The 23,219-nt window shown below is 68.2% G+C and carries 26 protein-coding genes; 9 read left to right on the forward strand and 17 right to left on the reverse strand.

Going from position 1 to position 23,219, the window contains the following annotated elements:
* Positions 1 to 4 precede the first annotated feature (4 nt).
* Both nikR and RYH80_RS16560 read right to left on the reverse strand, forming a co-directional pair.
* A complete protein-coding gene (gene nikR, locus RYH80_RS16555) occupies positions 5 to 430 on the reverse strand; it encodes a nickel-responsive transcriptional regulator NikR (protein ID WP_370905171.1) in 426 nt (141 codons plus the stop codon).
* A gap of 73 nt (positions 431 to 503) precedes the next feature.
* A complete protein-coding gene (locus tag RYH80_RS16560) occupies positions 504 to 1,019 on the reverse strand; it encodes a DUF4260 domain-containing protein (protein ID WP_370905173.1) in 516 nt (171 codons plus the stop codon).
* 311 nt (positions 1,020 to 1,330) lie between these two features.
* Here RYH80_RS16560 and RYH80_RS16565 point away from each other — a divergent pair, with 311 nt between their 5' ends.
* Both RYH80_RS16565 and RYH80_RS16570 read left to right on the forward strand, forming a co-directional pair.
* Positions 1,331 to 2,788: an ammonium transporter gene (locus RYH80_RS16565; RefSeq protein ID WP_370905174.1), complete on the forward strand. Its 1,458-nt coding sequence runs from the start codon at positions 1,331 to 1,333 to the stop codon at positions 2,786 to 2,788.
* On the forward strand, positions 2,785 to 3,195 hold the full coding sequence (locus tag RYH80_RS16570) for a P-II family nitrogen regulator (RefSeq protein WP_370905175.1): 411 nt from the start codon (positions 2,785 to 2,787) through the stop codon (positions 3,193 to 3,195). The genes RYH80_RS16565 and RYH80_RS16570 overlap by 4 nt, the downstream gene beginning before the upstream one ends.
* 267 nt (positions 3,196 to 3,462) lie before the next feature.
* Here RYH80_RS16570 and icd read toward each other — a convergent pair whose 3' ends face one another.
* Entirely contained in the window at positions 3,463 to 4,716 is a 1,254-nt protein-coding gene (icd, locus tag RYH80_RS16575) for an isocitrate dehydrogenase (NADP(+)) (protein ID WP_370905177.1), read from the reverse strand.
* Positions 4,717 to 4,931: 215 nt separating this feature from the next.
* On the opposite strand from icd, the gene RYH80_RS16580 reads away from it, so the two are divergent.
* Positions 4,932 to 5,399, forward strand: a complete 468-nt coding sequence (locus tag RYH80_RS16580) for a hypothetical protein (RefSeq protein ID WP_370905179.1) — start codon at positions 4,932 to 4,934, stop codon at positions 5,397 to 5,399.
* On the opposite strand, the gene RYH80_RS16585 is transcribed toward RYH80_RS16580, so the two are convergent.
* From RYH80_RS16585 to RYH80_RS16595, 3 genes are all read right to left on the reverse strand, one after another.
* The gene (locus RYH80_RS16585; protein WP_370905181.1) at positions 5,400 to 6,311 is read right to left on the reverse strand and encodes a DUF6338 family protein; all 912 of its coding nucleotides are present in this window, start codon (positions 6,309 to 6,311) and stop codon (positions 5,400 to 5,402) included.
* 90 nt (positions 6,312 to 6,401) lie between these two features.
* Positions 6,402 to 7,760, reverse strand: coding sequence for a hypothetical protein (locus RYH80_RS16590; RefSeq protein ID WP_370905182.1), 1,359 nt, complete (start codon positions 7,758 to 7,760; stop codon positions 6,402 to 6,404).
* A 96-nt stretch (positions 7,761 to 7,856) separates the two neighbouring features.
* Entirely contained in the window at positions 7,857 to 8,915 is a 1,059-nt protein-coding gene (locus RYH80_RS16595; protein WP_370905184.1) for a hypothetical protein, read from the reverse strand.
* A 242-nt stretch (positions 8,916 to 9,157) separates the two neighbouring features.
* Here RYH80_RS16595 and RYH80_RS16600 point away from each other — a divergent pair, with 242 nt between their 5' ends.
* Complete coding sequence (locus RYH80_RS16600) at positions 9,158 to 10,360, forward strand: MBL fold metallo-hydrolase (RefSeq protein WP_370905185.1); 1,203 nt, start codon at positions 9,158 to 9,160, stop codon at positions 10,358 to 10,360.
* A 161-nt stretch (positions 10,361 to 10,521) separates the two neighbouring features.
* Here RYH80_RS16600 and RYH80_RS16605 read toward each other — a convergent pair whose 3' ends face one another.
* Together RYH80_RS16605 and RYH80_RS16610 are read right to left on the reverse strand one after the other, a co-directional pair.
* Positions 10,522 to 11,121 carry a DsrE/DsrF/DrsH-like family protein gene (locus tag RYH80_RS16605; protein ID WP_370905186.1) on the reverse strand — a complete coding sequence of 200 codons (600 nt, stop codon included), beginning with the start codon at positions 11,119 to 11,121 and terminating at the stop codon, positions 10,522 to 10,524.
* Positions 11,122 to 11,123: 2 nt separating this feature from the next.
* On the reverse strand, positions 11,124 to 11,369 hold the full coding sequence (locus RYH80_RS16610; protein WP_370905188.1) for a sulfurtransferase TusA family protein: 246 nt from the start codon (positions 11,367 to 11,369) through the stop codon (positions 11,124 to 11,126).
* Between the two features lie 449 nt (positions 11,370 to 11,818).
* Here RYH80_RS16610 and RYH80_RS16615 point away from each other — a divergent pair, with 449 nt between their 5' ends.
* From RYH80_RS16615 to RYH80_RS16625, 3 genes are all read left to right on the forward strand, one after another.
* On the forward strand, positions 11,819 to 12,310 hold the full coding sequence (locus RYH80_RS16615; protein WP_370905438.1) for a YeeE/YedE family protein: 492 nt from the start codon (positions 11,819 to 11,821) through the stop codon (positions 12,308 to 12,310).
* Positions 12,307 to 12,786: a DUF6691 family protein gene (locus RYH80_RS16620; RefSeq protein WP_370905189.1), complete on the forward strand. Its 480-nt coding sequence runs from the start codon at positions 12,307 to 12,309 to the stop codon at positions 12,784 to 12,786. The genes RYH80_RS16615 and RYH80_RS16620 overlap by 4 nt, the downstream gene beginning before the upstream one ends.
* A 125-nt stretch (positions 12,787 to 12,911) precedes the next feature.
* Positions 12,912 to 13,565: a DUF2270 domain-containing protein gene (locus RYH80_RS16625; RefSeq protein ID WP_370905439.1), complete on the forward strand. Its 654-nt coding sequence runs from the start codon at positions 12,912 to 12,914 to the stop codon at positions 13,563 to 13,565.
* 55 nt (positions 13,566 to 13,620) lie between these two features.
* Here RYH80_RS16625 and RYH80_RS16630 read toward each other — a convergent pair whose 3' ends face one another.
* The 8 genes from RYH80_RS16630 to RYH80_RS16665 all read right to left on the reverse strand — a co-directional run bounded on the left by RYH80_RS16630 (position 13,621) and on the right by RYH80_RS16665 (position 19,584).
* Positions 13,621 to 14,025 (reverse strand): helix-turn-helix domain-containing protein, encoded by a 405-nt coding sequence (locus RYH80_RS16630; RefSeq protein ID WP_370905191.1) that lies wholly within the window; start codon positions 14,023 to 14,025, stop codon positions 13,621 to 13,623.
* 248 nt (positions 14,026 to 14,273) lie between these two features.
* Entirely contained in the window at positions 14,274 to 14,957 is a 684-nt protein-coding gene (locus tag RYH80_RS16635) for a PAS domain-containing protein (RefSeq protein ID WP_370905192.1), read from the reverse strand.
* Between the two features lie 255 nt (positions 14,958 to 15,212).
* Positions 15,213 to 15,545 (reverse strand): DUF7521 family protein, encoded by a 333-nt coding sequence (locus RYH80_RS16640; protein WP_370905194.1) that lies wholly within the window; start codon positions 15,543 to 15,545, stop codon positions 15,213 to 15,215.
* An 89-nt stretch (positions 15,546 to 15,634) separates the two neighbouring features.
* The gene (locus RYH80_RS16645) at positions 15,635 to 15,997 is read right to left on the reverse strand and encodes a helix-turn-helix domain-containing protein (protein WP_370905195.1); all 363 of its coding nucleotides are present in this window, start codon (positions 15,995 to 15,997) and stop codon (positions 15,635 to 15,637) included.
* A gap of 194 nt (positions 15,998 to 16,191) precedes the next feature.
* The gene (locus RYH80_RS16650) at positions 16,192 to 17,592 is read right to left on the reverse strand and encodes a hypothetical protein (protein WP_370905196.1); all 1,401 of its coding nucleotides are present in this window, start codon (positions 17,590 to 17,592) and stop codon (positions 16,192 to 16,194) included.
* Positions 17,593 to 17,699: 107 nt separating this feature from the next.
* Positions 17,700 to 18,560 (reverse strand): NAD(P)/FAD-dependent oxidoreductase, encoded by an 861-nt coding sequence (locus RYH80_RS16655; RefSeq protein ID WP_370905198.1) that lies wholly within the window; start codon positions 18,558 to 18,560, stop codon positions 17,700 to 17,702.
* Between the two features lie 60 nt (positions 18,561 to 18,620).
* Entirely contained in the window at positions 18,621 to 19,190 is a 570-nt protein-coding gene (locus tag RYH80_RS16660; protein WP_370905199.1) for a hypothetical protein, read from the reverse strand.
* Positions 19,191 to 19,269: 79 nt separating this feature from the next.
* Positions 19,270 to 19,584 carry a YbjQ family protein gene (locus RYH80_RS16665; protein ID WP_370905200.1) on the reverse strand — a complete coding sequence of 105 codons (315 nt, stop codon included), beginning with the start codon at positions 19,582 to 19,584 and terminating at the stop codon, positions 19,270 to 19,272.
* 164 nt (positions 19,585 to 19,748) lie between these two features.
* On the opposite strand from RYH80_RS16665, the gene RYH80_RS16670 reads away from it, so the two are divergent.
* A complete protein-coding gene (locus RYH80_RS16670; RefSeq protein WP_370905201.1) occupies positions 19,749 to 20,468 on the forward strand; it encodes a hypothetical protein in 720 nt (239 codons plus the stop codon).
* Between the two features lie 33 nt (positions 20,469 to 20,501).
* On the opposite strand, the gene RYH80_RS16675 is transcribed toward RYH80_RS16670, so the two are convergent.
* Complete coding sequence (locus tag RYH80_RS16675; protein WP_370905202.1) at positions 20,502 to 21,890, reverse strand: PAS domain-containing sensor histidine kinase; 1,389 nt, start codon at positions 21,888 to 21,890, stop codon at positions 20,502 to 20,504.
* A 267-nt stretch (positions 21,891 to 22,157) separates the two neighbouring features.
* Between RYH80_RS16675 and RYH80_RS16680 the strand changes: the two genes are divergently transcribed.
* Positions 22,158 to 23,099 carry a DUF7351 domain-containing protein gene (locus RYH80_RS16680; RefSeq protein ID WP_370905203.1) on the forward strand — a complete coding sequence of 314 codons (942 nt, stop codon included), beginning with the start codon at positions 22,158 to 22,160 and terminating at the stop codon, positions 23,097 to 23,099.
* Positions 23,100 to 23,219: the final 120 nt, after the last annotated feature.

Consider the following 23,219-nt stretch of genomic DNA (forward strand, 5'->3'; position numbering starts at 1 on the left):
CGACTCAGACGTCCGCAAGCGGTCCGAAGTCGTCGACCGGGAGGACGGAGTAGTCGACGGTGAGGGTGTCCTTCGTCGCACGGATCTTCCCGACGAACGTCGAGATCTCCTCCAGGTCGCCCTCCAGGATGAACAGTTCCATACAGTGGTGACCGCCCACGTGACTGTGGAAGTTCGAGACGACCGTCTCCTCGTGGTCGTGCCGGAGTCGCATCATCTTCTCTTCGACGCTCGTCGTGTCGTAGTCGAAGACCACCGTCACCACGCCCATCAGCTCCCGTCCCTCCAACTTCTTGTCCTCGAACTCCCCGAGGAGGTTCCGACTCGCCTCCCGGATCACCTCGCTGCGGCCGGTGTACCCGTGATCCTCGGAGAACTCGTCGAGCCGATCCAGCAGTTCCTGTGGCATCGAGACACTGACGACTGTCACGTAACAACCCAGGCGGTTCGAGTTGTTAAAGATTGAGGGGCGTTCTCACGCGACGACGGCGTCGGGACACACGCTACCGCCGAGCACCGGTCCGAGTCACTCCGTCTGCGCCGCTCCGATCGCTCCCGGCGGGTGTGACCACCGTTCCGTCGACACGTCGTTCGGTATCGACGTGTTCCCCTCCACCGTCCTCACGCTTCGCAGTCGTCGCGAGGCGGTCGCGGTGTGTGTCGCCGAACGTCGTCGGGTACTCGAGTCCGTATCCGACGAGGCGGTCCGCGCCGACGTGGGCGGTCCAGACGAGCGCGACGAGCACGGCCAGTGGTGTTCCCGACACCAGTCCCGCACCGCCGAGCAGTGCGGGTGCGGTGTACGTGTGTACGAGGTTGTACAGTCTCGCCCCCACGCGTGGGCCGGCGAGGCACCCCAGCATCGCGAGGTCGGGAGCGAACGCGAGTACCACGTACAGCCAGATCGGCCCGCCGAGCCACGCGAACGCCGCCGTCGCGGCGACGAACGCGGCCAGTCCCTCCACCCGGAGGAGTCGGGTCGGTGTCGGGTCGAGTCGGCCGAATCGTGTCGTGTTCATACAGTGTGTACGTAGCGAGTCACGATATACACCGCCGTGACCCGTGTCGATACGGCCGTCGCCTTCCCTTGTAGTACCTTATACACACACTATCGGTACAGACAGTCTGTCACACCTTACTGGTAACCACTATATACTACCTCGGTGTCACGCTATCTCGTGATGCAGTGGACGAACACTCGGCAATCTCGCAGTTCGGTAGACGATACTGTACCGCATTTCGAAAAGAGTGAACGGTGTGCTCTCGGAGACGGCGGCCAGGCGGCAGATGTCCGGGCTGACGCCGAGGGCGAGTCGCGGGGTGATCGCGCGTGACCCTCGGCGCGGTGCTCCAGTCGGACGTGACGGCGGTGGCGGACGCCGCCAGCGCGGTGTGGGTGTTGGTGGTGTCGTTCCTGATCTTCTTCATGCAGCCCGGCTTCGCCCTGCTGGAGGCGGGGCAGGTCCGGGCGAAGAACGCGGGCAACGTCGTGATGAAGAACATGACCGACTGGTCGCTGGGCGTGTTGGTGTACTACGCACTCGGCGCAGCGGTCGCGGCACTCGCCGGCTACGTGACGACGCCGAGTGCGGAGTACGGCGCCGAGATTGCGTACACCGTCGCCAGCGTGTTCGCGTACGTCACGACGCCGACGGCGTGGGTCGGCTGGCTGTTCGGGGCGGTCTTCGCGATGACGGCCGCGACGATCGTCTCTGGCGCCGTCGCCGAGCGGATGAGCTACTCCGCGTACGTGTTCTACGTGATCGCCCTCGTCGCCGTGATCTACCCGGTGATGCAGGGGTTCGCGTGGGGCGGGAACGGACTCTTGTCGTCGTCGGGCTACCTCGGCCAGTTGATCGGCGCGGGGTACAAAGACTTCGCGGGCGCGACGGTGGTCCACGCGCTCGGTGGCATCGCCGGATTGACGGCCGCGTACATGGTCGGTCCCCGCAAGGGTCGGTTCGACGAGCAGGGGAACCCGCGGCCGATCCCCGGCCACTCGATGCTGTTCGCCGTCATCGGGACGCTGTTCCTCGCGTTCGGCTGGTACGCGTTCAACGTCGGCACGCAGGGCGTGTTCCTCCAGGACGGGTCCTTCGCCGGCGCGGAACTCGGCCGCGTCGCGCTCAACACCACGCTGGCGATGGGCGCCGGGATGGTCGCCTCGACGCTCGTCACTAGCTACTGGGAGGGCAAACCCGACCCGCTGTTCGGCGCGAACGGACTGCTCGCCGGACTGGTCGCGATCACCGGCGCCTGTGCGCACGTCACCTGGGTCGGCGGGATCGCACTCGGCGTGATCGGCGGCGCACAGACGCCGCTCGTCTACCGGTGGGTGGTCGACTCGCTGGGCGTCGACGACGTGTGTGGCGTCTTCGCCGTCCACGGCTCTGCCGGATTCGTCGGGACACTCCTGATCCCGTTCTTCGACGTGGCCGGGTTCTCCGTGGCACAACTCGTCATGCAGATCACGGGTGTGCTCGTGATCGGCACCTGGACGGTACTGACGACGATGGCCGTCCTGCTCGTCGCGGACGAGCTGTTCGGGCTGCGCGTCTCCGACGAGGACGAACTGACCGGGCTGGACCGCGTCGAGCACGGCATCGCCGCCTACCCCGAGTTCGGCGAGCGCGAGTCCGGCGTCGGGGAAGTCGCGACGGACGGCGGTACCGGGACGGAGGAAGTCGCGACGGACGGTGGCACTCGCGAGCCCGACGCGGTGTCGGCGACCGGCACCGACGCGGAGCGTGCCGATCCCCCGGCGGACACCGGAGGTGACGATGCGTGAGTGACGCACCCGACGAGGCCGGCGACGCCGCTATCGGGACGGACGAGACGGCGGATGGCGCGGGGAAACTCCAGATGGTCGTGGCGGTGATCCGCCCGGAGAAACTGGGGGAGGTGAAGACGGCACTGGCACGCGTCGGCGCGCCGTCGCTCACGGTCTCGGACGTGTCCGGGCGCGGCTCACAGCCCGAGAAGACCGGTCAGTGGCGCGGCGAGGAGTACACCGTCGACCTCCACCAGAAGACGCGAATCGAGTGCGTCGTCGCCGACGTGCCCGCGAGCGAGGTCGTCGACGCCATCGCCGAGGCCGCCAACACCGGCGAGGCGGGCGACGGGAAGATCTTCGTCTTGGACGTGGCCGACGCCTACCAGATCCGCACCGGCGCGACCGGCACAGACGCGGTCTGAGTACAGTCCGCGCCGCCGTCGCTCTCGGGTCTCGGAGACGACGCGGCGCGAGTCTGCACGTTCGCGACTCGACTCCGTACCTTCGCGACCCGTGTCGCCACTCCCCGGCACCCGAGGCTCGGTCCCGCGACACCGGCCACTCGTCGTCTGGCGACACGAGAGAAGAGAGAGAACTGCGGTCACGAATCTACGACGGAGGATCACGACGGCGTGGTCACGAAGCCGCCGACGTGATCGTCCGCGTCGCTCCACACTCGGTCGTTCGCTCTAGTTCTGGATGCGGTCGACGACGCGCTGGCCGAACTCGCTCGTGCCGAGCTTCTCGCCGCCCTCGATCTGCCGGTGGAAGTCGTAGGTGACCTCCTTCGCGGCGATGGTCTCCTCGACGGCGTCGCGGACGAGCTCCGCGGCGTCGTCCCAGCCCATGTACTCGAACATCAGGACCCCCGAGAGGATCAGCGCACTCGGGTTGACCTTGTCCTGGCCGGCGTACTTCGGCGCCGAGCCGTGGACCGGCTCCGCGAGCATCCGCCCGTGACCGAAGTTCCCACCGGGCGCGATGCCGAGCCCACCGATCTGAGCGCCGGCGGCGTCCGAGAGGTAGTCACCGTTGAGGTTCGGCATCGCGAGCACGTCGTACTCGTCGGTGCGGGTGAGCAGCTGCTGGAGCATGTTGTCCGCGATGCGGTCGTTGACGACGACGGTGTCCTCGGGCGCCTCGCCGTCGCGCTCCTCCCACAGCGTGTCCTCGGTGATGACCTCGTCGCCGTACTCCTCCTCGGCGACCTCGTAGCCCCAGTCGCGGAACTGACCCTCGGTGAACTTCATGATGTTCCCCTTGTGGACCAGCGTGACGGAGTCGCGGTCGTTCTCCAGCGCGTAGTCGATGGCCTCGCGGACGAGTCGCTTCGTCCCGAACTCCGTGATCGGCTTGATCCCGATCCCGACCGGTCCCTCGTGGATGGAGTCGTATCCCATCTCGTCCTCGATGAACTCGCGGACGCGAGCGACCTCGTCGGTCCCCTCCTCGAACTCGATCCCGGAGTACACGTCCTCGGTGTTCTCCCGGAAGGTGACCATGTCCATCTCCTCCGGCTTCGACACCGGCGACGGGACGCCCTCGAGGTGGTACGTCGGCCGGACGTTGGCGTACAGGTCCAGCGTCTGTCGCAGGGCGACGTTCAGCGAGCGGAACCCGGCGCCGACCGGCGTCGTCAGCGGGCCCTTGATCGCGACGCGGTGGTCGCGGATCGCCTGCACCGTCTCGTCCGGCAGGTTCTCGTCGTACTTCTCGCGGGCCGTCTCGCCGGCGTACACGCGCATCCACTCGATGTCGCGCCCCGTCGCCTCGGCGGCCGCCGAGAGCACGTCCTGGGCCACCGGCCCCACGTCCTCGCCGGTGCCGTCACCGTAGAGGATCGGGATGATCGGGTTCTCGGGTACGTCCAACTCGCCGGTCTCCTCGTCGGCGAGCGTGATCTTCGCCCCACCGTCCGGGGCCTCGATGTGCTCGTAGCTCATAGACACGTCGCCGTTTCTGTGGGGCCTGTAAAGGCCTGCCGTTCTCGGTCGCAACTGCACGAATCGGGAGTCTCCGACCGTGTGAGTCGTGAACGTGGGGAGATGTCTCCGCCGGTGTCGAGAGCTGACTGACGGCGTTCCCGTCTGGTCTCCCGTCCGCGTTCTGCTCGGCGGTCTAAATGTTTATATCGCGTGAGGAAGAAGGTTCGAACGAGATGAGCCAGTCCGTCGAGGTCTCCGACCGACAGCTGATCCCGCTGAGCCTGCTGGAGGCGGCCGACGGCGAGATCTCGGGACGGACACGGCTCCAGAAGCTGGCGTTCCTGATGGTCGAAGAGGAGTTGGGTGAGGACTACCCGGACTACGAGTTCGAGAAGCACAACTACGGACCGTTCTCGAAGACCTTGCTGCAGGATATGGAGCGACTGCATCACGACGGAGTCGTCGAGGAGGACGAGACGAGAACCTTCAGCGGAAACAGACGCCACGACTACGAGATGGATCCAGACTTCCTCGGTTCCGTCGCGGACCTAGTGGAGTCGGGCGACGAGCGCGCGCGTGAGGCACTCGAGGCAGCCAGGAAAATCGTCGAGGAACACAACGACAAACCGATTCGGTCTCTCGTAGAGGACGTGTACGAAGCGCACCCCGAGTATCTCGAGAACAGCGTCTACGAGCGGTGATCACTCCGTCTCGTCCGTGGCGTTCCGAGTCGTGTCGCCACGGTCCCGTGCGTCGTCACTGGCTTCGAGTGAGCGAGTCGATCCGGCTTCGTCCTCGTTCGCTTCGGGCGGTTCGTCCTCGTCGCCACCCTGCAGATTGCGGAGGTACTGGAGCAGATCGGTGTGACGGTCCTGTAGTCTCGTAGTCTGATTGGTCAGTGCGTCGTCACGCAGATACACGTGAGAGATGTCCTCGTAGTGGTGGTACGACAAGTCTCCCCGCGAACCACTCTCGCCGTCCGGCCCCCTCCCACCACCGTCGGTATTGGACTCGTCGTCGGTTCCGTCCGGTGTACGAGGCTCGGTCAACAGTAGGTCGTACGCTTCAGACGGTGAGCCCAACCCGACGACCTCCCCGACCACCCGTTCTCCGTCGGACGTGATCACCTCGACAGTTTGGTTCGCTCCGGTACCGACACTCTCCACGAACTTCTCCCACGGCTGTTTCAACTGAGTCCGTTCCTGTCGCCGTTGGTCGTAGGTCACGTACTTCGCCGTCCCGTAGACGTACCCGAGGAGCACCCCCACCAGACTCTCCCAGAGTATCAGGTGTGTCGATTCGAGAATGGAGAGCCGCGAAATCGACCCGACACTCAGCCGTTCTTCGACCACCAGCCACGAGGGGCTCAGCCACTCGAGGAAACCGACTCGGAACGTCGGGACCAACTCCCGCCAGAGAGCTACTATCGCGAGTGACACGAATCCACCGATCGCCATCAGCACGAGCCGATTCACTCGTCCTCTGTCTTCGATCGCGACGTTCGCCCAGTAGTACGTCCGAACCGTGAGGTACCCAGGAATCAACAGAAACAGGAAGAACAGCAACTGCCGGCCGAACGAGACACTCGTCTGGAGTCCCACGTCGGGCGTCACACCACCGCCGAGTGTGGCTGTGAATTTAGTCTACTCGATCTGTTCCAACTGGGTCAGAGACACACGGAGAGGCCCACCCGAACGCCCACCTCACCCCTCCCACGCCGACAGCGGTTCGCCGGCGACCCGGCGGTACAGCGGCGGGAACTCGGCCAACTTCGCCGCCCCGATCAGGGCGTAGAGGTAGGCGTCGAGCCGCGCACGCCACCACGGGTAGCGGTCGTCCGGTTCGGCACCCTCTACCTCCGCGACCCGCACGTCCGAGATGGCGCGCTCGGCCATCCGCGTCACCAGCGGCGGCGGGTTCGAGCCGACCACGTTCCGATACGTCGACCGCGCCCGCCCTCGTTCGCGGAACGTGTGTCCCGAGTCGAAGTCCGTGTCGTCCGGCTCGACGACGAGTCGGTCGACCGCCGTCTCGTGTGCCCGCCGGTCCGCGAGTGCCTCCGAGAGGTCGACCGCCTGGCGGACGAGCGAGTCGCGAGCGACGTCGTCGACGACCCGGTAGTCGAGGTCGAAGAGCCACCACGCCAGCCGGCGGTGGGTGTACTCGTACGGCGTGACCGACGAGTCGTCGTCTTCGCCGACGTACCGCCGCTCGACCGCGTTCCGCGACGGGAACGACTCTACCTCGGCACGCAGCTCGTCGACGACCGTCGCCAGCCGGTCCGCCTGCGGTGTCGTCGCCGCGCCGTCGAGCCGGTCGCGCACCAGCGCGTGGAACCGCTCGGCGGCGTCGATTTGTAACTCCGCGCGTCGTAGGTTCTGCTCGAGTCGTGCGACCACGTCCACCGGCGGCTCCGAGGAGTCGTCGAGACGGTCCTCCCAGTCGAGTGTCAGCCGCGAGCGGACGAGTTCGTGCTCGATCCGGTAGTACCACGCCAAGTCGCGCCCCGGCTCGGCGACCGGGTACGGCCGCACTGCAACCTGGACGGCCCGTGCCCGCTCTCGCTTCGCGTCGAACCGCTCGCGGAGTCTGTCGGGCTCCGCCTCGGGGTGGTCGAGGTAGGTGCGTGCCACGCCGAGGTCCTCGGCCGCGTACTGGATCCCCGACCGTGCGTCCCAGAGTGCGTCGGCGTACTCACCCTCTGCAAGTGCGTCGCGTGCGTTCTGCAGCCATCCCCCGTCCCCGAGGAAGTGGTGGTCGAGCTCCTCCGTATCGATCCGTTCGCGGAGTCGCGCCGCGGCTTCGACGGTCTCTGCGAAGAACTCGATCGCCTCACGCGCGTGTGTCTCGGTGACCGTCGGCCGCCAGAGGTCGCGGGTGCCCGGTGGGTCTGGGTAGTGTCGTGTCGCCGCGTCGGTGAGGGGGTCGGGCAACGCCGTCGGGCGCGTCGCGCCGACGCCGGCCGTCCCGACGACCGTCGCACCGGCCGCCCCGGCGAGGAGCTGTCGTCTGGTCGAGGAGAGGAGGTCGGGGACCATCGGGTCGAGGCGTCGTCCGTCCACGGTAAAAGTCTCGTGTCCGACGGGCGTGAGGCGTGTCCCGTCGGCCGATCGGACCTGTACCCCGTCGGCCGAACAGACGTGTGTCCCGCCGGCCGATCAGACGCGCGTCTCGCCCGGCGCCGACGGGGTGTCGCGGTACGTGCCGGTGACGGTCACGAGTCGGCCGTCGACGGTCACGTCACGCTGGGTCGCCTCGGTGCCGAGCGCAGCCTCCACGTCCGCTCGTGCGGGCACCGCACTCTCCTCCGCGAACAGCAGCGCCAGGTTCGAGACGAACTCGTCGTCGTCGAGCGAGGCGCTGGAGGCGACGCCGCGGACCGTCCCCTCCAGATCGAGTTCCGACGCGGCCGCCGCCGGGTCGTTCTCCCCGCCGCCCGCCGCCTCGCGTACGTCTCCGGCCGGAACGTACTGCGCACTCTCGATCAACCCGGCGTCGAACTGCGAGACCAGCCGCTCGTAGTCACTCGTACTCGCCCGGTACCGCTCTGTACGACCCGCCTCGCTGTCGATGACGCGCCGCGTCACCGCCGTCGTATCCTCGATCTCGTCACCGGCGACGAAGACGACCAACTCCTCGGAGAGTGCGACCGTCGCCCGCGAGCCGGACTCGTAGAGCGGGACCTCCTCGTAGGTCGTCACCCGCTCGAACCCGCGTGTCCCCAGTGGGTCGGCGAGTGCCTCCGTGTCGTACTCCCCCTCGAAGACGATGCCGGCGTCGCCGACGACGTGCACGTCGTCCGTCGGGCCGTCGAACTCCGTCAGCCGACCGAGCCCGACGAGGTTCGAGACGACCCCCACCGACAACACACCCGCGAAGAGGACTCCGACCGGGTACGCCGCCAGCGGGTCGTCCAACTCCGAGAGGCCCGCGCCGTCGTCGCTCGGTCTCGGTGTGGGTGTCTCCGTCTGTTCCGCCGTCTCCGTCGTGCCGTCCTCCGGTGTCCCGTCGTCGCCGAGCGCACTCAGTCCGGCCCAGTCGAAGGAGACGGCCGTGGTGCCGCCGTCGTCGACCGCCTCGCTCGCGACGAAGTCACTGTACCGCGCCGGCCCGCCACCGCCGCCGACGCCGCCCAGTCCGGTACCCGAACACCCGGCGACGGCCCCCAGGCCAGCCGCCGCGACTCCCGCTACGAACTCCCGTCTGTCGAGGTTCACACACGCCGTCCGAGGGCTCGACTTCTATATCTCGTGGCTCACAGCACAGACGCGTCTCGGACGCTCGACTCCGAGCACCCGACGGACGGCCCCTTCCGATGGGTCCCGAGTTGCCTCCGCCGTCTCACTCGACGCGTCGGGTCCCACTCCGCGACGACGCCGTCGGAGACCGCCTCACAGCAGAGTGTATTGTGCTATTCTCACAAGTCTTTTCACGGAGCGGGACCGACCGAGAGGTGACGATGAACCCGGAGGACTTCCCGACGACGGACGCGACGGTACCGGAACTCACACCCGCGGCGCTGAAGCGACGCCTCGACGACGGCGAGCGGGTGACGATCCTCGACGCTCGTGCGCCGGACACGTTCGCGGAGTGGCACCTCGAGGCACCGATCGCAGAGGTCGTCAACGTGCCGTACTTCGAGTTCCTCGACGCCGTCGACGGCAGTCTGGACGAGACCCTGTTGGACCGCGTTCCCGAGGCGGAGCCGTTGGTTGTGTTGTGTGCGAAGGGTGGCGCCAGCGAGTTCGTCGCCGGCACACTCGCCGAGGCCGGTCGATCGGTCGTCCACGTCGTCGACGGGATGCGTGGCTGGGCCCGACTGTACGAACGCGACGAGGTGACGGACTACGACGGGCCGGGGACCGTCTACCAGTACCGACGGCCCTCCAGCGGCTGTCTGGGCTACCTCCTCGTCGCAGACGGCGAGGCGGCGGTGATCGACCCGCTGCGGGCGTTCACCGACCGGTACCTCGCCGACGCCGCGGCACTCGACGCGGAGTTGGTGTACGCACTCGACACGCACGTTCACGCGGACCACGTCAGCGGCGTCCGCGAGTTGGTGCGTGAGGGTGTCACCGGCGTGCTCCCGACGGCGGCCGTCGACCGCGGCGTCACCTACGCCGATCGGGTCGAGACCGTCGCCGACGGCGACACACTCGCGGTCGGGACGGCCGAGATCGACGTGCTCCACACGCCGGGGCACACGAGCGGGATGACCTCGTACCTGCTCGGTGACTCCGTGTTGACCACTGGCGACGGGTTGTTCGTCGAGAGTGTCGCGCGCCCGGATCTGGAAGCGGGTGCCGACGGGGCCGCCGACGCTGCGCGCCAACTGCACGAGACGCTCCGGGACCGCGTGCTCGCTCTCGACGACGACACGGTGATCGGCGGCGCGCACTACGGCGACGGGGCGGAGCCGGCCGCCGACGGTACGTACACGGCACCGCTCGGCGAGGTCGTCGACCGGATGCCGGTGTTGACTGCCGACGAGGAGGCGTTCGTCGACACCGTGATGACCGACATGCCGCCGCGTCCGGCGAACTACGAGGAGATCGTCGCGACGAACCTCGGTCGGGAGACGGCCGACGACGACGAGGCGTTCAAACTAGAACTGGGGCCGAACAACTGTGCCGCCAGCGACGCCGCGATGACGAGCGACTGAGCGCCCGGCGCCGCTCCGTTCGACTGCCGACGGCATCGCGCCGTTCGACTGCCGACGACGCCGTCTTCGCACTGTCGGTGTGGGCAACTGTCCTGCGGGCACTCACCCAGCGTGGGGCCTGACGAGGTGAGTGGTCTCCGAGAAGTCACCGCCTCCAGCACTCAGACCAGCAGTTGTACGTCCGCTCGGGCCATCTCCTGGAACGCGGTCGCCGCACCAACGCCGGTCGTGACCCCGTCGAAGAAGTCGTCCTCGTCGTAGTCGAACAGGTCCATCGTCATCTGACACGCCTGGAGGTCGACCCCGGTGTCGAGTGAGGTCTCGATCAACTCCGGGACGCTGGCGACGTTCTCGGCGTCGATCTTCCGACGCAGCAGGCGGCTCGTCACGGCGTCCATCCCCGGCAGCGCCGCCACGGCGTTGGGAACCGAGAGGTTCGGGTTCCCGACCGCCGACAGCGACAACTCGCTCGCGTGCTCCTCGTGGAGGATCTCGAGCCCCCAGAACGTGTGGAACACGGTCACGTCGTAGCCGAACGCCGCCGCGGTGGACGCGAGGATCAACGGCGGGTACGCGGCGTCGAGTGTCCCCTGCGTGGCGACGATCACCATCTTCTGGCTGTCCTCGGCGGCCGCCGTCGCCGCCGCCGTCTCCTCCCGGAGTGTGTCGAGCTCCGCCTCCAACGCCTCGACGCGAGCCGCCAGCTCCGCCCGCGTCGGCTCGTCGGCACTCGCCGCCGTGTCCGGTGTGTCCGTCGACATGGTCAGGCGGTCCGCTCGACGTAGTGGCGGTACACGTCCCCGTCCTCGACCTGCTCGACCAGTGTCACGCCGTCGGTCGTCTCGGCCCACCCGGCGACGTCGTTCAGACTACCGGGGTCCGTCGCCAGCACCTCCAACACCGCCCCGGACGCGAGGTCGTCGACCGCCTGTCTCGTCTTCACGACCGGCATCGGACAGTTCTCTCCCCGTACGTCCAGCGTCTCCGTCGCCTCGACTGTGGAACTCATGTACCCGCCACTGTGCCCGCCTCGGTGAAAACACTGTCGACTGTATTGTGCTATTCTCAATAATCTACACTGCCGCCCGAGACGCCGAGAGACACGATCCCGGTACTCGGGGGCTCTTGCGGGTAGAATCGGGCTGTAGACGGGCAGGCCGCAGAGTCGCCCGCCGCGAGTGATATTGTAGATGTGAAGCTTTATTGCTGTCGCGAGTTCACCGAGAGACGACAGATGACGACGACATCGACGTGGGTCACCCACGAGAAACGAGCCGAGCTACGGCGTCTCGGTGCTGGACGAGGCGGCGGGACTCGGACGCGCGCCCCGCGACGACTCGTCCGGTTCGAGGTAACGAGTTCGCTGCGAGCAGTACAAGACCGGCCACACGGCTCGCGGCGAGTCGACGCTACGGATCGTGGTGCCGCGGAGGTGTCGCAGTGATCGACCCGACGCCGATCGCTAGCACGCTGCCACCGCTGGTCCGCGAACTCTTCCCGAACGGCGTCGTGCAGTACGCAGCCGGTGGGGTGTTAGTCGCGACGGGCATCGCGGTGATCTACCTCGCGACGGCCATCGTCCCGGGCAACAGTACGTTCCTCGAGACGACACTGTCGTACGTCTCCGACCGCGAGCGGTTCCAGCAGTCTCGGTTCCGCGCCTCTCGCGACTGGCGAGTCGTCTTCGCCGCGAGCATCGTCGCGGGTGCGGCGCTGTGGGGACTCGTGCTCGATCCCGGCGCGTTCGTCACGAGTGTGCCGCCGTGGCGACTGTTCGCCGGCGGTGTGCTCGTCGGGGTCGGCACCAGACTCGGCAAGGGGTGTACCGCGGGCCACGGCGTCTGCGGACTGGGGTCGCGGTCGCGCACCTCCCTCGTCAACGTCGCCCTGTTCGTCGGCGTGGCGATCGCGACCGTAGCCGTCTTCGGCGCGCTGGGGGTGGCGGCGTGAGTGACGCGTCGACGGACGGACGACACCCGCTGTTCTACCCGGTGATCGTACTCGGCGGGCTCGTCCAGGGGTTCGGACTCGCCTACAGCGGGATGGCGCGCCCGGAGGTCGTCCTCGACTTCCTCCAGCTCGAGGACCTCGGACTGGTGTTCGTGATGGGTGGTGCGGCAGTCGTCTCGGGGGTCGTGTTCGCCGTCGTACCGCGTCTGTTCGGGCGGGCGCCGCTCACCGGCGACGAACACGGGCGTCGGACGAAGTCGATGGATCGCAACGTCGTGTACGGTGGCGTCGTGTTCGGCGTCGGCTGGGGGATCTCTGGGATCTGCCCCGGTGCCGCCTACGCCAGTCTCGGCGTCGGGAACCTGCCGATCCTCTGGGGTGTCGCCGGCATGTTCCTCGGCGCGTACGCACAGGGGTACTGGCGCTCGCGCTCGACCGGCGGAGCGACCGCCCCGACACCGACCGGGGACGACTGACCGTGCCCCGAGACGACGTCGACCCTGGTGAGCCCGCCGAGGCGGGCGGAGACTCCGGATCGAGCGCACCGGGTGACGGTGGCTCCGACGAGTCCACGGGCCCGCGAGCGTGGACCGACGCGGCGATCGGCCGGGGGTTACTCGACGAGGAGATGGGGCCCAGTTCCGCGATGGCGCACCTCTACCGCGGGGAGATCCACCGGATGAAGTTCTGGCGCGAGCGCCTCGACCGGACGACGAACTGGGCCGTGTTGGTCCTGGCGGGCGTGTTGACGTGGGCGTTCTCCGACCGCACGCACCCGCACTACCTACTGCTCGTCGGTGTGGCGGCACTGTGTGTGTTCCTGTTGATCGAGGCGCGGCGCTACCGCGGCTACGACATCTGGCGCTCGCGCGTCCGGACGCTCCAACAGAACGTGTTCGCGCCGGGCTTGGACCCCGAACGCTCCGTGACAGACGGCGACTGGCGTGGTCGACTCGCGGAGGACTACGCTCGTCCGACGCTGAAGATCTCCACCGAGGAGGCCGTCGCACACCGGCTCCGACGCGTGTACCTCCCGCTGATCCTCGTCGTGATCCTGGCGTGGGTGGCGCGGGTGGTCGCGTTCGCACACCGTCCGTGGCCCGCGAGCGCGGCCGTCGGGTCGATCCCCGGACTCGTCGTCACGGCCGTCGTCGGCGTGACGGTCGCGACGCTGGTCGTCGTCGCCTGTCGCCCACGAACGTGGCACGGTCACGAGGAACTCAGAACCGAACGGCTGCGACGCGACGACGAGTAGTCGAGCGCGTGCCGTCTGTGAGTCAGCTCTCGGCGGGCAGCGTGTCGTCCACGAGTCAGCTCTCGGCGGGCAGCGAGACGCGAGCGGCGTCGTCGTACTCGTCGCGGAACTCTCCGATCAGCGTCCCCATCTCGGCGTAGAACTCGTTGAGCGTCGCCTGCATCTCGTCGGCGACCTCGTCGGTCGGCCGCGGCTCGAACACGTGGTAGTAGCCACCCTCGTCGTAGTTGATCTGTTCGCGCTCGACGACACCGGCGTCGACCAGTCGCTTCACCGACCGGTAGGCGGTCGACCGCTCCCTGTCGACCACGTCCGCGATGTCGTCGACGGTCATCGCCGTGTCGCTCTCGGCGAGGACATCGTACACGCGCCGGTCCAGGTCCTTCAGCCCGTGGAAGCAGTCCAACAGTCGCTCACAGTCGATTTCGCCCCCGAGGTACTCCGTCATCGACGCTGGCATACACGCCGTCTACGACACGACCGGGCAAAAGTGTTGCCCGAATCGCGAATACTCCCGGGGAGACATCCGACCGGACGTGTCCCGCCACTGAGCTTTCTCACCCGGCGATGTGTACGCCGGTGCTGTCGGTAGAGACGAGCGTCTCACTACGAGGCCGAGCCACGGGCGTACCTGTCTTGTGAGAGGCGAACAACACAGGGAGTCTCCGGCACGGACGAGGCCGCGACCACGACGCCTTCGGACGGGGGTCACTCCGTCGACCGAGTCGGCCGCCCTTCGGGCCACGCGACCGCCGCTTGGAGTCCGAACCAGTTCTCGACGGTGCCGTCGGCACCGGGAACCGGGACGAGGCTCACCCGGTTCCGGAACGGCGTCCCGTCGCGCCGCTCGTTGTGGAGTTCGACGGTGACACCCTCCCACGTTCGGAGTGCCTCGACGAAGTCGGCGACGGCCTCCTCCGCCGTCGCGTCCGTCTGGAGCAGCCGCGGGTTCTCGCCGTGGAGCGTCTCGGCGTCGTACCCGGTCAGCCGACAGAACGTCTCGTTGACCGCCACCAGCGGGGTGTCGTGGTACGCCGGGCCGGCGAGCGTGACGCCGAGTGGCGCCTCGTCGAGCACCCACACCTTCCACGCCAGCGACACCTCTCGCGGTGCGAGTCGCCCCGTGTCGAACGGGAGGCGATCGGGCGGGGCTTCGCTGGGTGTCTCTTCTGGTGTCGGGTGCGGAACTGTGTCGAGTCGCTCCGCGACCGGGAACTCGTGTCTCGCCGCGAGTGATCGCACTCGCTCGCGGAACTCGTCGGGATCGGCGACGAGGAGGTCTCGCAGCGCGTCTCGCAGTGCGGGACGCGGCCCGTGGTCTGGCGGCAGCGAGAGAGCAGTCTCTCCCGTGTCGTCTCGGAGCGTCGACCCCGGCGGTCCCTCTCCTGTCACGGGTCCAGCGAGGGGCCACACCGTGGTAAACCGCGCGGATCGCCTCGGCAGTGTCCGGAGCCACCAACGTCGCCTGCCCGGCGTCTCGCAACCCCGGCTCCAGCGTTCACCTACAGCTTACAGCTACAACGTGTAGCTATACTGTAACCCGACACAGATCTCCCGCCACGTCCGGAGTTCGACCGGCGGGCGACGGGTTCGACGGGTACGCGAGAACGAGTGTCTGCGGCTGCCAACCTGCCACTCTCGTGGCCATCAGGACGGCCGCGTGGCGATCCGCAGTGAGTAGGCGATACAGCAGAGCCCGGTCAACTGGAGGAGGCGGACGACGAGTCGGATCAACGATTGGCGGTAGACGGGGACGACGCGGAAAGCGAGCAGTCCCTGGCCGGCGAGCGCGACGACGTAGGTCACCCCGAACAGGAGGATCATCCCGACGGAGAGGTACCGCATCGACGGGTCGTCGTTGCGACGGAGTCCGCGGAACGCGTGGTACCCGATGTAGAGGCCGACGACCGCCGACAGCGTCGCCGCCCCACCGGCCGCGATTGCGAACGGCGACCCCTCGGCGACGAGTCGTCCCACCACTCGGAACGGGCTCTGTGCGAGCGGTAGTCCGGTCACTCCGAGTGACCCGGGCGCAGGCGGCAGTCCGATCGACGCCAGCCGAGAGCCGATCATCGGTCGAACTGCCCCCACAGTCGCGTCAGTTCGTCGGCCACGTCCGTCCCACTCCGCTCGACCGACCACGACACTTCGCCGTCCGCGAACTCCAGTTCGAAGGCGTCCACCGTCGCGACGTACACCGACTCGTGGTGACCGTCCGCCCGTGGTCGGGTCCGTTCCGCGAGGAGATCGGCCTCCGCCAACTCCCCGACGCGCCGGTAGACGTTCGACGCCGAGAGCCCACACCGCTCGGCGAGCTCTTCGACGGACTGTGGCTCCGCGCTCGTGGCCGCGAGGATCGTCCTGACGTGCTCGTCGTCGAACAACGAGACGACCTCGGCGAGCGTCGGGTCGTCGGCTGGTGTCTCTCCCATAGTCTGTGTCGGTCGCTGTCGTGTGGTCGTCGCCAGGGTCGTGTTCTGGATCGCTGCTCGGCTCGTCGTCGGAGCCGTCTCTCCCCCGGTCCTCTCTGTGGTCGCCTCCGCTCTCGTCGTCCTCACCGTCGCGGCCGTTGTGACGGCGCTCGTCACGGTCCACTCGTCACGGCCGGGGGTACTCACGGTGGCGATCACGAGTGGTCACCTCCCTCTCCTCCGTCGACGGTCGGCGCGCGCCAGCCCGCCAAGTTCCAGTAGGACCACCCGTCTTCGCCGACGCGCCGGAGGTCGAGTCCGACGGACTCCAGTCCCGTCACCGCCCCGAGGTCGAGCGTGGTCTCGGCACCCGGCTCGACCCGGTCGACGTCCGTCCACACCGGCCGGTCGTCGTGTCGGTACGGCGCCTCGTCGGTGTCGATGTCGACGGTGAGACGATTTGGGTCGGCCGACGCACCCGCCTCGTGGCGGATCGTGAGCGCACGCTCGGCGGCGTCCCACTCGAACCCCCACGTCGCCTGCACCGGCTCGGCCACAGCGTCGAACCGGCGGAGGTCCCCCTCCGGAACGCGCGTCTCCAGTGTCGCGACCCGCTCGTCCATCTGAGCGTCGAAGGAGTCCGCCTCCTGCGTCCAGGCCTCGACGAGTCCCGTCCGCTCTCGATACGCCGTCTGGAGCTCGTCGAGAGTGATCGTGTCCGGCGACGGGAACACGAGCGTGATCACCTGGTAGACACCGTCGTCGCCGACGCGGAACCCGTCTGCACCCCACGCCGCCGCCTCGTGGAACGCGCCGAACTCGCGAGCGGCACTCACGCGCGTCGACTCGCTGGCCCGCTCGACGACCGTCGCGGCGGCGTCGTTCGCGTCCACTAGTCGCGGGTGGGCACCGGCACCCGTGTCGGCGAGTCGTTCGAGATCCGGGTGTTCGTCGTCCGGCGTCACGAACAGGAGTGTGCCGTCGCGGACCGCCACCCGCCGCCCGTCCGGTCGTTCGAACAGGTCGTACTCGCGGTAGTCGCCGGCCGGACGGTACGCGGTCCCCCCGAGGGTGTCTCGAACCGTCTTTGCCTCGAACGACCCCGTCAGGACCGACCCCGCTGGTGTCCAGACGTACCGGTCGTACGACGCCCACCCGACGCCGAAGTAGTCGAGCGAGCAGACGGTGCTGGCACGCCGCCACGCGAGCAGGTGCGGGACACGTGGAGCGGTGCCGGGACGCGCCGCTCCGAAGCCGAAGTAGTCGTCCTCACTCACCTCGTCCCAGGGCGCGGGCACCCAGCGTGCGTACTCCGGGTCGTCCGAGGCCGGCGCGTCGATCCGACCGTAGCGCTGGCCGCCGCCGAGCGGCGGGAGTGCGGAGAGACACCCCGCCGATCCCACCGCACCGCCGAGAGCGAGGCCCGTCCCGCCGATCCGGAGGAGACCGCGTCTGGTCGTTCGCGATGGTGGGTCCGTCTCGTCTGTCGGGGAGGAGTCTGTCTCGTCCGTCGACGAGAAGTCTGTCTCGTCTGCTCGGAGGGACTGCGCCGCACCCGGCGGTTCCGTGCCGCCGGACCCGTCCGCCCGAGGGGATTCTGTCGTGTCGTGCGTCATCGGGGACGGTCGAAGTGACGGGTTCCTCCGTACTCAAAACCCCCTCTCGGCGGCGCGTGCGCGGAGAGTGGCACAAGATTCTTTGACTCCGACTCGGTGCTCGCGGCTCAGTCGTCGTCCGTCAGCGACGGGTGGGTGGGCTGCGGGTCGGGGTGTGGCTCGGCGAACGCCTCGCGCATCCGCTCGCGGGCCGCCGCCTCGCGGCGCTCGCGTTCCGCCTCGTCGATCTCCTCACAGCCCGGCGGGAGGTCGCGGCCGCGGTCGGTGAAGTAGCCGTCCGGGGTCACCCAGTCGTGGTAGAACGGCTCGTCGTCCGTCTCGAGGATGGCGACGGCCACCTCCGCGCCGTGCCCGGCACAGACGGCCGCCTGGTGGGGTTTCTCCGCGAGGCGGCCGGCCGCGTACAGGCCGTCGACCCCGGTGAAGCCGCGTTCGTCCACGTCGAGGAACGACTTCCCGCGGTCGATCACGCCGACGCCGGGGACGCCGTCGAGGTACCCCACCTCGTTCTTCGTCGCCGCCACGACCGTCTCGGCGGCGACGGTGTGGCCCGGTTCCGTCTCGACGACGAACCCCTCGGCCGTCGGGCGGACGGACGCGACGGTCGCCTCGCGGCGGTCGGCACCGGCACCGGCGGCCTGTTCGGCCAGCAGCTCCAGCAGTCGCCGTGCGTTCACGCCGGCCGGGAACCCCGGGAAGTTCTCGAGGTGAGCGTTCCGCCGGAGGATAGAGTCCCCGGCGTCGATCACCAGCGTGTCGCGGTCGGCGCGTGCGAGGAACGTCGCCGCCGAGAGTCCCGCGACGCCGCCGCCGACGATCACGGCGTCTCTGGACTCGTCCGTCTCCGTCCGTGTCTCTCTGTCACTCTCGCTTTCCGTTCCGCCGTCGCCGATCCCCGTCGTCGCTGCGCCGTCGTCCTCGTTCCCGGTCTTCTCGGTTCCGTCGTCGCCGGACTGTGTCTCGGTCATCTGGCGGCCCGTACGGCTGGCGTGCGAGATAACCCCGTCGACTGGTGGCGAGTGGTCGGGTCAGTCGTCGGGCCCGTCGGTCTCGCTACCGGCTCCGTCGGACCGATCGTTCGACTCGTGGTCTCCGAGGCGCACCGGCCCGTCGCGGTCCTCCCCGGTTGTTCGTCGTTCGAGCCACCCGAACACGGGGACGAACGCCGCCCACACGAGGACGTGCCCGACGGCGAGCCAGCGGCTCCCGGTGTCGAGCGCCACCTGCGTGGCGTCGAGGGCCGCGATCGGTGCGACGAGCAGTGCGACTACTCTCACCGACCCGCCGTCGAGTCGGTCGTACACCACGCCCACGAGAGACCCGACGACGTAACAGATCCCGTACCGCGCCGCGACGACGGCGAGTGCGGTCGTCCACAGCCAGACGGTCACGACCGTCGTCGGGTCGAGTCCGAGTGACGCCCGCAGCGCGGCGAGTGGGCCCGCCGGTGTCGACGGCGTCCCGAGGAGGAGTTCGACGAGTCGGACGTACGAGCCGCGGCGGTCCAGCACCGCCAGCACCGCGAGCCCACCCGTCGCGAGCCCGACGACACGCCCCGCGTAGACACCCGTCCGCGCGGGGTCTCGGCGTGTCACCACGGCTGTCGCACAGACGGTGGTGACCGAATCCGTACTCGCACTGGGGTCGGGTGTCGTGCCGCCGCTCGACGCACGGCGATCACTCCAGTGCCACGGCGGTACCGTACGCGATCACCTCGCTGCCGCCGTTGGCGATGGCGGAACTCTCGAGTCTGACGTTCACGACCGCGTCGGCATCCAGCGACTCGGCGTCGTCGACGAGTCGTTCGAGCGCCTCGTCGCGGGCGTCGCTCAACAGTTCCGAGTACGCCTTCAACTCGCCGCCGGTGATGTTCCGGATCGACTGCGTGATGTCGCGACCGACGTTCCGGGCGCGGACCGTGTTCCCGCGGACGACGCCGAGCGTCTCCGCGACCTCCTCGCCGGGGACGGTCTCCGTCGTGACGACTTCCATACGGGTGCCTGGGAGGGAGAGAGTATAGTCACCGGTTCCGTGTCTCAGTGTTCGTAACACGGTCGGCGGGGCACAGTCCGGAGCCGGTCCCCGGTCCGATCGACGCCCCGAGACCGAACCGACCGACGACACACCGCTCAAGTGGCTGGAGACGTAGTACACCTGTGACTCGCAGACGGACCTTCCTCGGCGCGACGGGGACGAGTATCGTGACACTGCTGGCCGGCTGTGCCGGCACCGACGGCACTGGCGCCGGCACCGAGACCGCCACGGAGACGGCCACCACCTCGCCTACGGCGACCCGGACCCCGACGGACTCGCCGACTCCGACGGAGGGGTCCGGCGACGGCTACGGGAGCGGCGACGACGGCTACGGCGGCAGTGACGACGGGTACGGTGGTGGCGACGACACCGAGACGCCGACGGACACACCCACAGAGGCGGACACCCCGACGGCGACGGAGTCGGACACGACGACGGGGACGGACACCCCCACCGACCCCGCGACGGCGACACCGACCGCCACCGCGACCCCGACGCGAGTAGTAGTGAACAACGTCGGGGCGAGTGCGTGGGAGGTGACGAACGACACCACCGTCGCCGCGAGCGGCACGGAGAATCCGACGCTGACGCTGCAGGTCGGCGTGCGGTACGTGTTCGAGAACCGCGGGTGGAGCGTCCACCCGCTGGCGTTCCGCGGCGGTGGCTCGGCGCTGCTCTCGCAGGACGGCGACGGCAGCTACGAGTCCGACGCCGCCGTCGACTGGCGCGACGACGGCGACGAGGTGGCGTTCACGCTCACGTCCTCGCTCGCGGACGACCTCGACACCTACGTCTGTACGGTCCACGGTGGGATGCGCGGCGACGTGACGACGGAGGGGTGAGTTCCAGCGCCCCCACGGTGAGTGTCCGAGGGGTCAGTCGACGAACTCGACACCGCTGAACTCGAACCGCGCTCCCCCGTCGGCTCCGTCGACGATCGAGACTGTCCAGCCGTGTGCCTCGGCGATCCGTCTGACGATGGTCAGTCCGAACCCCGTCCCCTCGCGCGTGGAGGTGTGTCCGGGCTCGAACACCCGCTCGCGCTCTTCCTCGGGAATTCCAGGCCCACTGTCTTCGACGTACAGTTCGTGGTCGTCCGAACGCCCGACACGGACGGTCACGTTGGTGCCACCGTGGTCCAGTGCGTTCCGAAAGAGGTTCTCGAAGACGTGCTGGAGTCGACTCCGATCGCCGACGACCGTCACGTCGGACTCGAGTTCGACCGCTGCAGCGCCCGCGTCTACGTTCTCCCAACACGACTCGACGAGATCACCCAGTGGCACCGGCTCCGACTCCGAGACGACCTGTCCCTGTTTGGCGAGAGTGAGTGTGTCGTCGACGATCTCCTCCATCCGGTCGAGGGATCTACTCACCGGTGGGACGTGTTCGCTGTCGACCTCGTCGGCGAGTAGCTCCGTCCGTGCCTGTGCGACGCTGAGTGGGTTACGCAGGTCGTGTGAGACGACACTCGCGAACTCCTCGAGTTGTTCGTTCTGGCTCTCGAGCTGCCGCTCTCGCTTGACCCGCTCGGTGACGTTCCGCGTGATCCCGATGATCCGTGTCACGTCACCGCCCTCGACGACCGGCGTGAGCACGGTCTGCCAGAAGCGTGCTCCCGTCTCGACCGGGACCTCCTCCTGGTACGAGATCGGCTCGCCGGCCGCTGCACACCGCTCGTAGTTGGCACGCAGCTCCGTGCCGAGTTCCTCACCGAACACCTCGACCGGCGTCTCTCCGCGGACATCCTCGGTCGTGATTCCGGTCTGTTCTTCGTAGGACCGGTTCAGCCGGTCGAAGCGGTACACTCGTCCGTCCTCGGTCGACTCGACGTCGAGGAAGAAGATGTTGTCTTCGACGGACTGGAGTAGTGTCCGGTACTCTTCGGCGAGACCGCGGTACCGCCGCCGCTCTCGTCGCCGCAGTGAGATGTCGCGGCTGTTGACGAGAATCCCGTCGATGTCTGGGTCGTCGAGACGGTTCTGGATCGTCGCCTCGATCCAACACCACGAGCCGTCTGCCCGACGGAACCGCGTCTCGACCACCTCGATCTCGTCTGGGTTCGACCGGACGGTCTCGATCGCGTCTGCGACGGTGTCACGGTCGTCGGGGTGTTGGTACTCGAACCCGACCTCGCCGACCAACTCCTCGGGCTCGTACCCGAGGGTCCGAGTCACGGAGGGACTCACGTACGTGATCTCCCCGTCCGCGTCGATCACCGTCGGGATGTCGGACGACTCCTCGACGAGCTTTCGATGAAGGCCCACTGTTACGTTCGAATGATGCGGCCTAGGTACATAACTGAAACGCAGGCTCGGATCGACGCGTCGCCTGTGGTTCGGTCCGAACGACGTACGCCGCGTCGAATACGTCTCTTCGGGGCGAATACTCTGGAGTGTACCAGTGATCGGTCCGATAGTGTTGTAAATGTGAGGCATTATCGTTCACTGGCTCCCTACCTCGGGTCCACCGGCGCACGTTCGAGTCGTCGGGGTCCCGTCACCCTGATTGCGGCGGGGCTCTTCGGCAGCGGTGTGACGCGAGAGCGAGGGGACGGAGTGGGTGACGACGGAGACGCTGACGAGGCCGCCCGCGAGGCGTTCGCGCTGTTGGGCCACGACCTCCGACTGGAGATCGTGTTGGCGTTGTTGGAACGGTGGCGCGCGGCGGCGACCGAACCGACGGGGTACGCGGACCTGATGCGTGCGGTCGGCCTCGAAGACAGTGGGAAGTTCAACTACCACCTCCAGAAGCTCCGTGGGGTGTACGTCCGCAAGACCGACGAGGGGTACGTCCCGACCGCCGCCGCGACCGCACTGTACCGCGCCGTGCTCGGGAGCCGCCCCACGACGGACGACGACGTGACGCTCGACGGTCCCGACGCGTCGTGTCCTGCCTGTGGGACGGACCTGGCGGCGACGTACGAACACGGATTCCTCGAGGTGACGTGTCCGGACTGTGGCTCGGAACGTCCACACGTCAGTTTCCCGCTGCCGCGCAACGCCCTCGCCGGGCGGACGGAAACGGAGGTGTACGGAGCCGTGGCCGACCGCGTCCACGGCTTCGCGGACCTCGTGCGTCGGGGACAGTGTCCCTACTGTGCCGGGACGGTCTCCGTCTCGATCGACCCCGAGGCGGTGGACCGCCCGGCACCGGAGGCGGTCGACACCGACGCCCACGCCGTCGGCTTCGACGACGCGCTCCGGTTCGACTGTGACCGGTGTTCGCTCGTACTCGTGCCGAGTTTCACCGGCGCGCTCGCACGCGAGCCGCGGGTGGTAGCGACCCTGCGGTCGATCGGTGTCGACACCGAGGACTCGCCGCCGTGGGTGCTGCCACTGCCGGGGAGAGAACTCCGGAGTCGAGATCCGCTCCGCGTCGCGTTGACGTGGACGACGGACGGGGGAACTGCGACCGTCGTCGTCGACGACACGGTCGCGGTGGTCTCCACCGAGACCGCGACTGCGCCCGAGTAGCCTCCGCGAGGCACGGACCCGCCAGTGGTCGTCCTCACTGCGTCAGACACACCCCGTGTGCGAAGTGATTTTTCGCCAGACGGAACCGCCGTGTCGACGACTCCCCGGTCGGTCTCCCTG

The organism is Halobaculum sp. MBLA0147, assembly GCF_041361345.1.
Taxonomy (GTDB): domain Archaea; phylum Halobacteriota; class Halobacteria; order Halobacteriales; family Haloferacaceae; genus JAHENP01.

What these genes read in the sequence shown, in the direction of transcription:
- RYH80_RS16605 (WP_370905186.1), bottom strand. Translation starts at nt 11,121, where the DNA reads ATGTCGACGGACACACCGGACACGGCGGCGAGTGCCGACGAGCCGACG.
- RYH80_RS16610 (WP_370905188.1), bottom strand. Translation starts at nt 11,369, where the DNA reads ATGAGTTCCACAGTCGAGGCGACGGAGACGCTGGACGTACGGGGAGAG.
- RYH80_RS16650 (WP_370905196.1), bottom strand. Translation starts at nt 17,592, where the DNA reads ATGACGCACGACACGACAGAATCCCCTCGGGCGGACGGGTCCGGCGGC.
- RYH80_RS16645 (WP_370905195.1), bottom strand. Translation starts at nt 15,997, where the DNA reads ATGGGAGAGACACCAGCCGACGACCCGACGCTCGCCGAGGTCGTCTCG.
- RYH80_RS16600 (WP_370905185.1), top strand. Translation starts at nt 9,158, where the DNA reads ATGAACCCGGAGGACTTCCCGACGACGGACGCGACGGTACCGGAACTC.
- RYH80_RS16560 (WP_370905173.1), bottom strand. Translation starts at nt 1,019, where the DNA reads ATGAACACGACACGATTCGGCCGACTCGACCCGACACCGACCCGACTC.
- RYH80_RS16665 (WP_370905200.1), bottom strand. Translation starts at nt 19,584, where the DNA reads ATGGAAGTCGTCACGACGGAGACCGTCCCCGGCGAGGAGGTCGCGGAG.
- RYH80_RS16580 (WP_370905179.1), top strand. Translation starts at nt 4,932, where the DNA reads ATGAGCCAGTCCGTCGAGGTCTCCGACCGACAGCTGATCCCGCTGAGC.
- RYH80_RS16630 (WP_370905191.1), bottom strand. Translation starts at nt 14,025, where the DNA reads ATGCCAGCGTCGATGACGGAGTACCTCGGGGGCGAAATCGACTGTGAG.
- RYH80_RS16655 (WP_370905198.1), bottom strand. Translation starts at nt 18,560, where the DNA reads ATGACCGAGACACAGTCCGGCGACGACGGAACCGAGAAGACCGGGAAC.
- icd (WP_370905177.1), bottom strand. Translation starts at nt 4,716, where the DNA reads ATGAGCTACGAGCACATCGAGGCCCCGGACGGTGGGGCGAAGATCACG.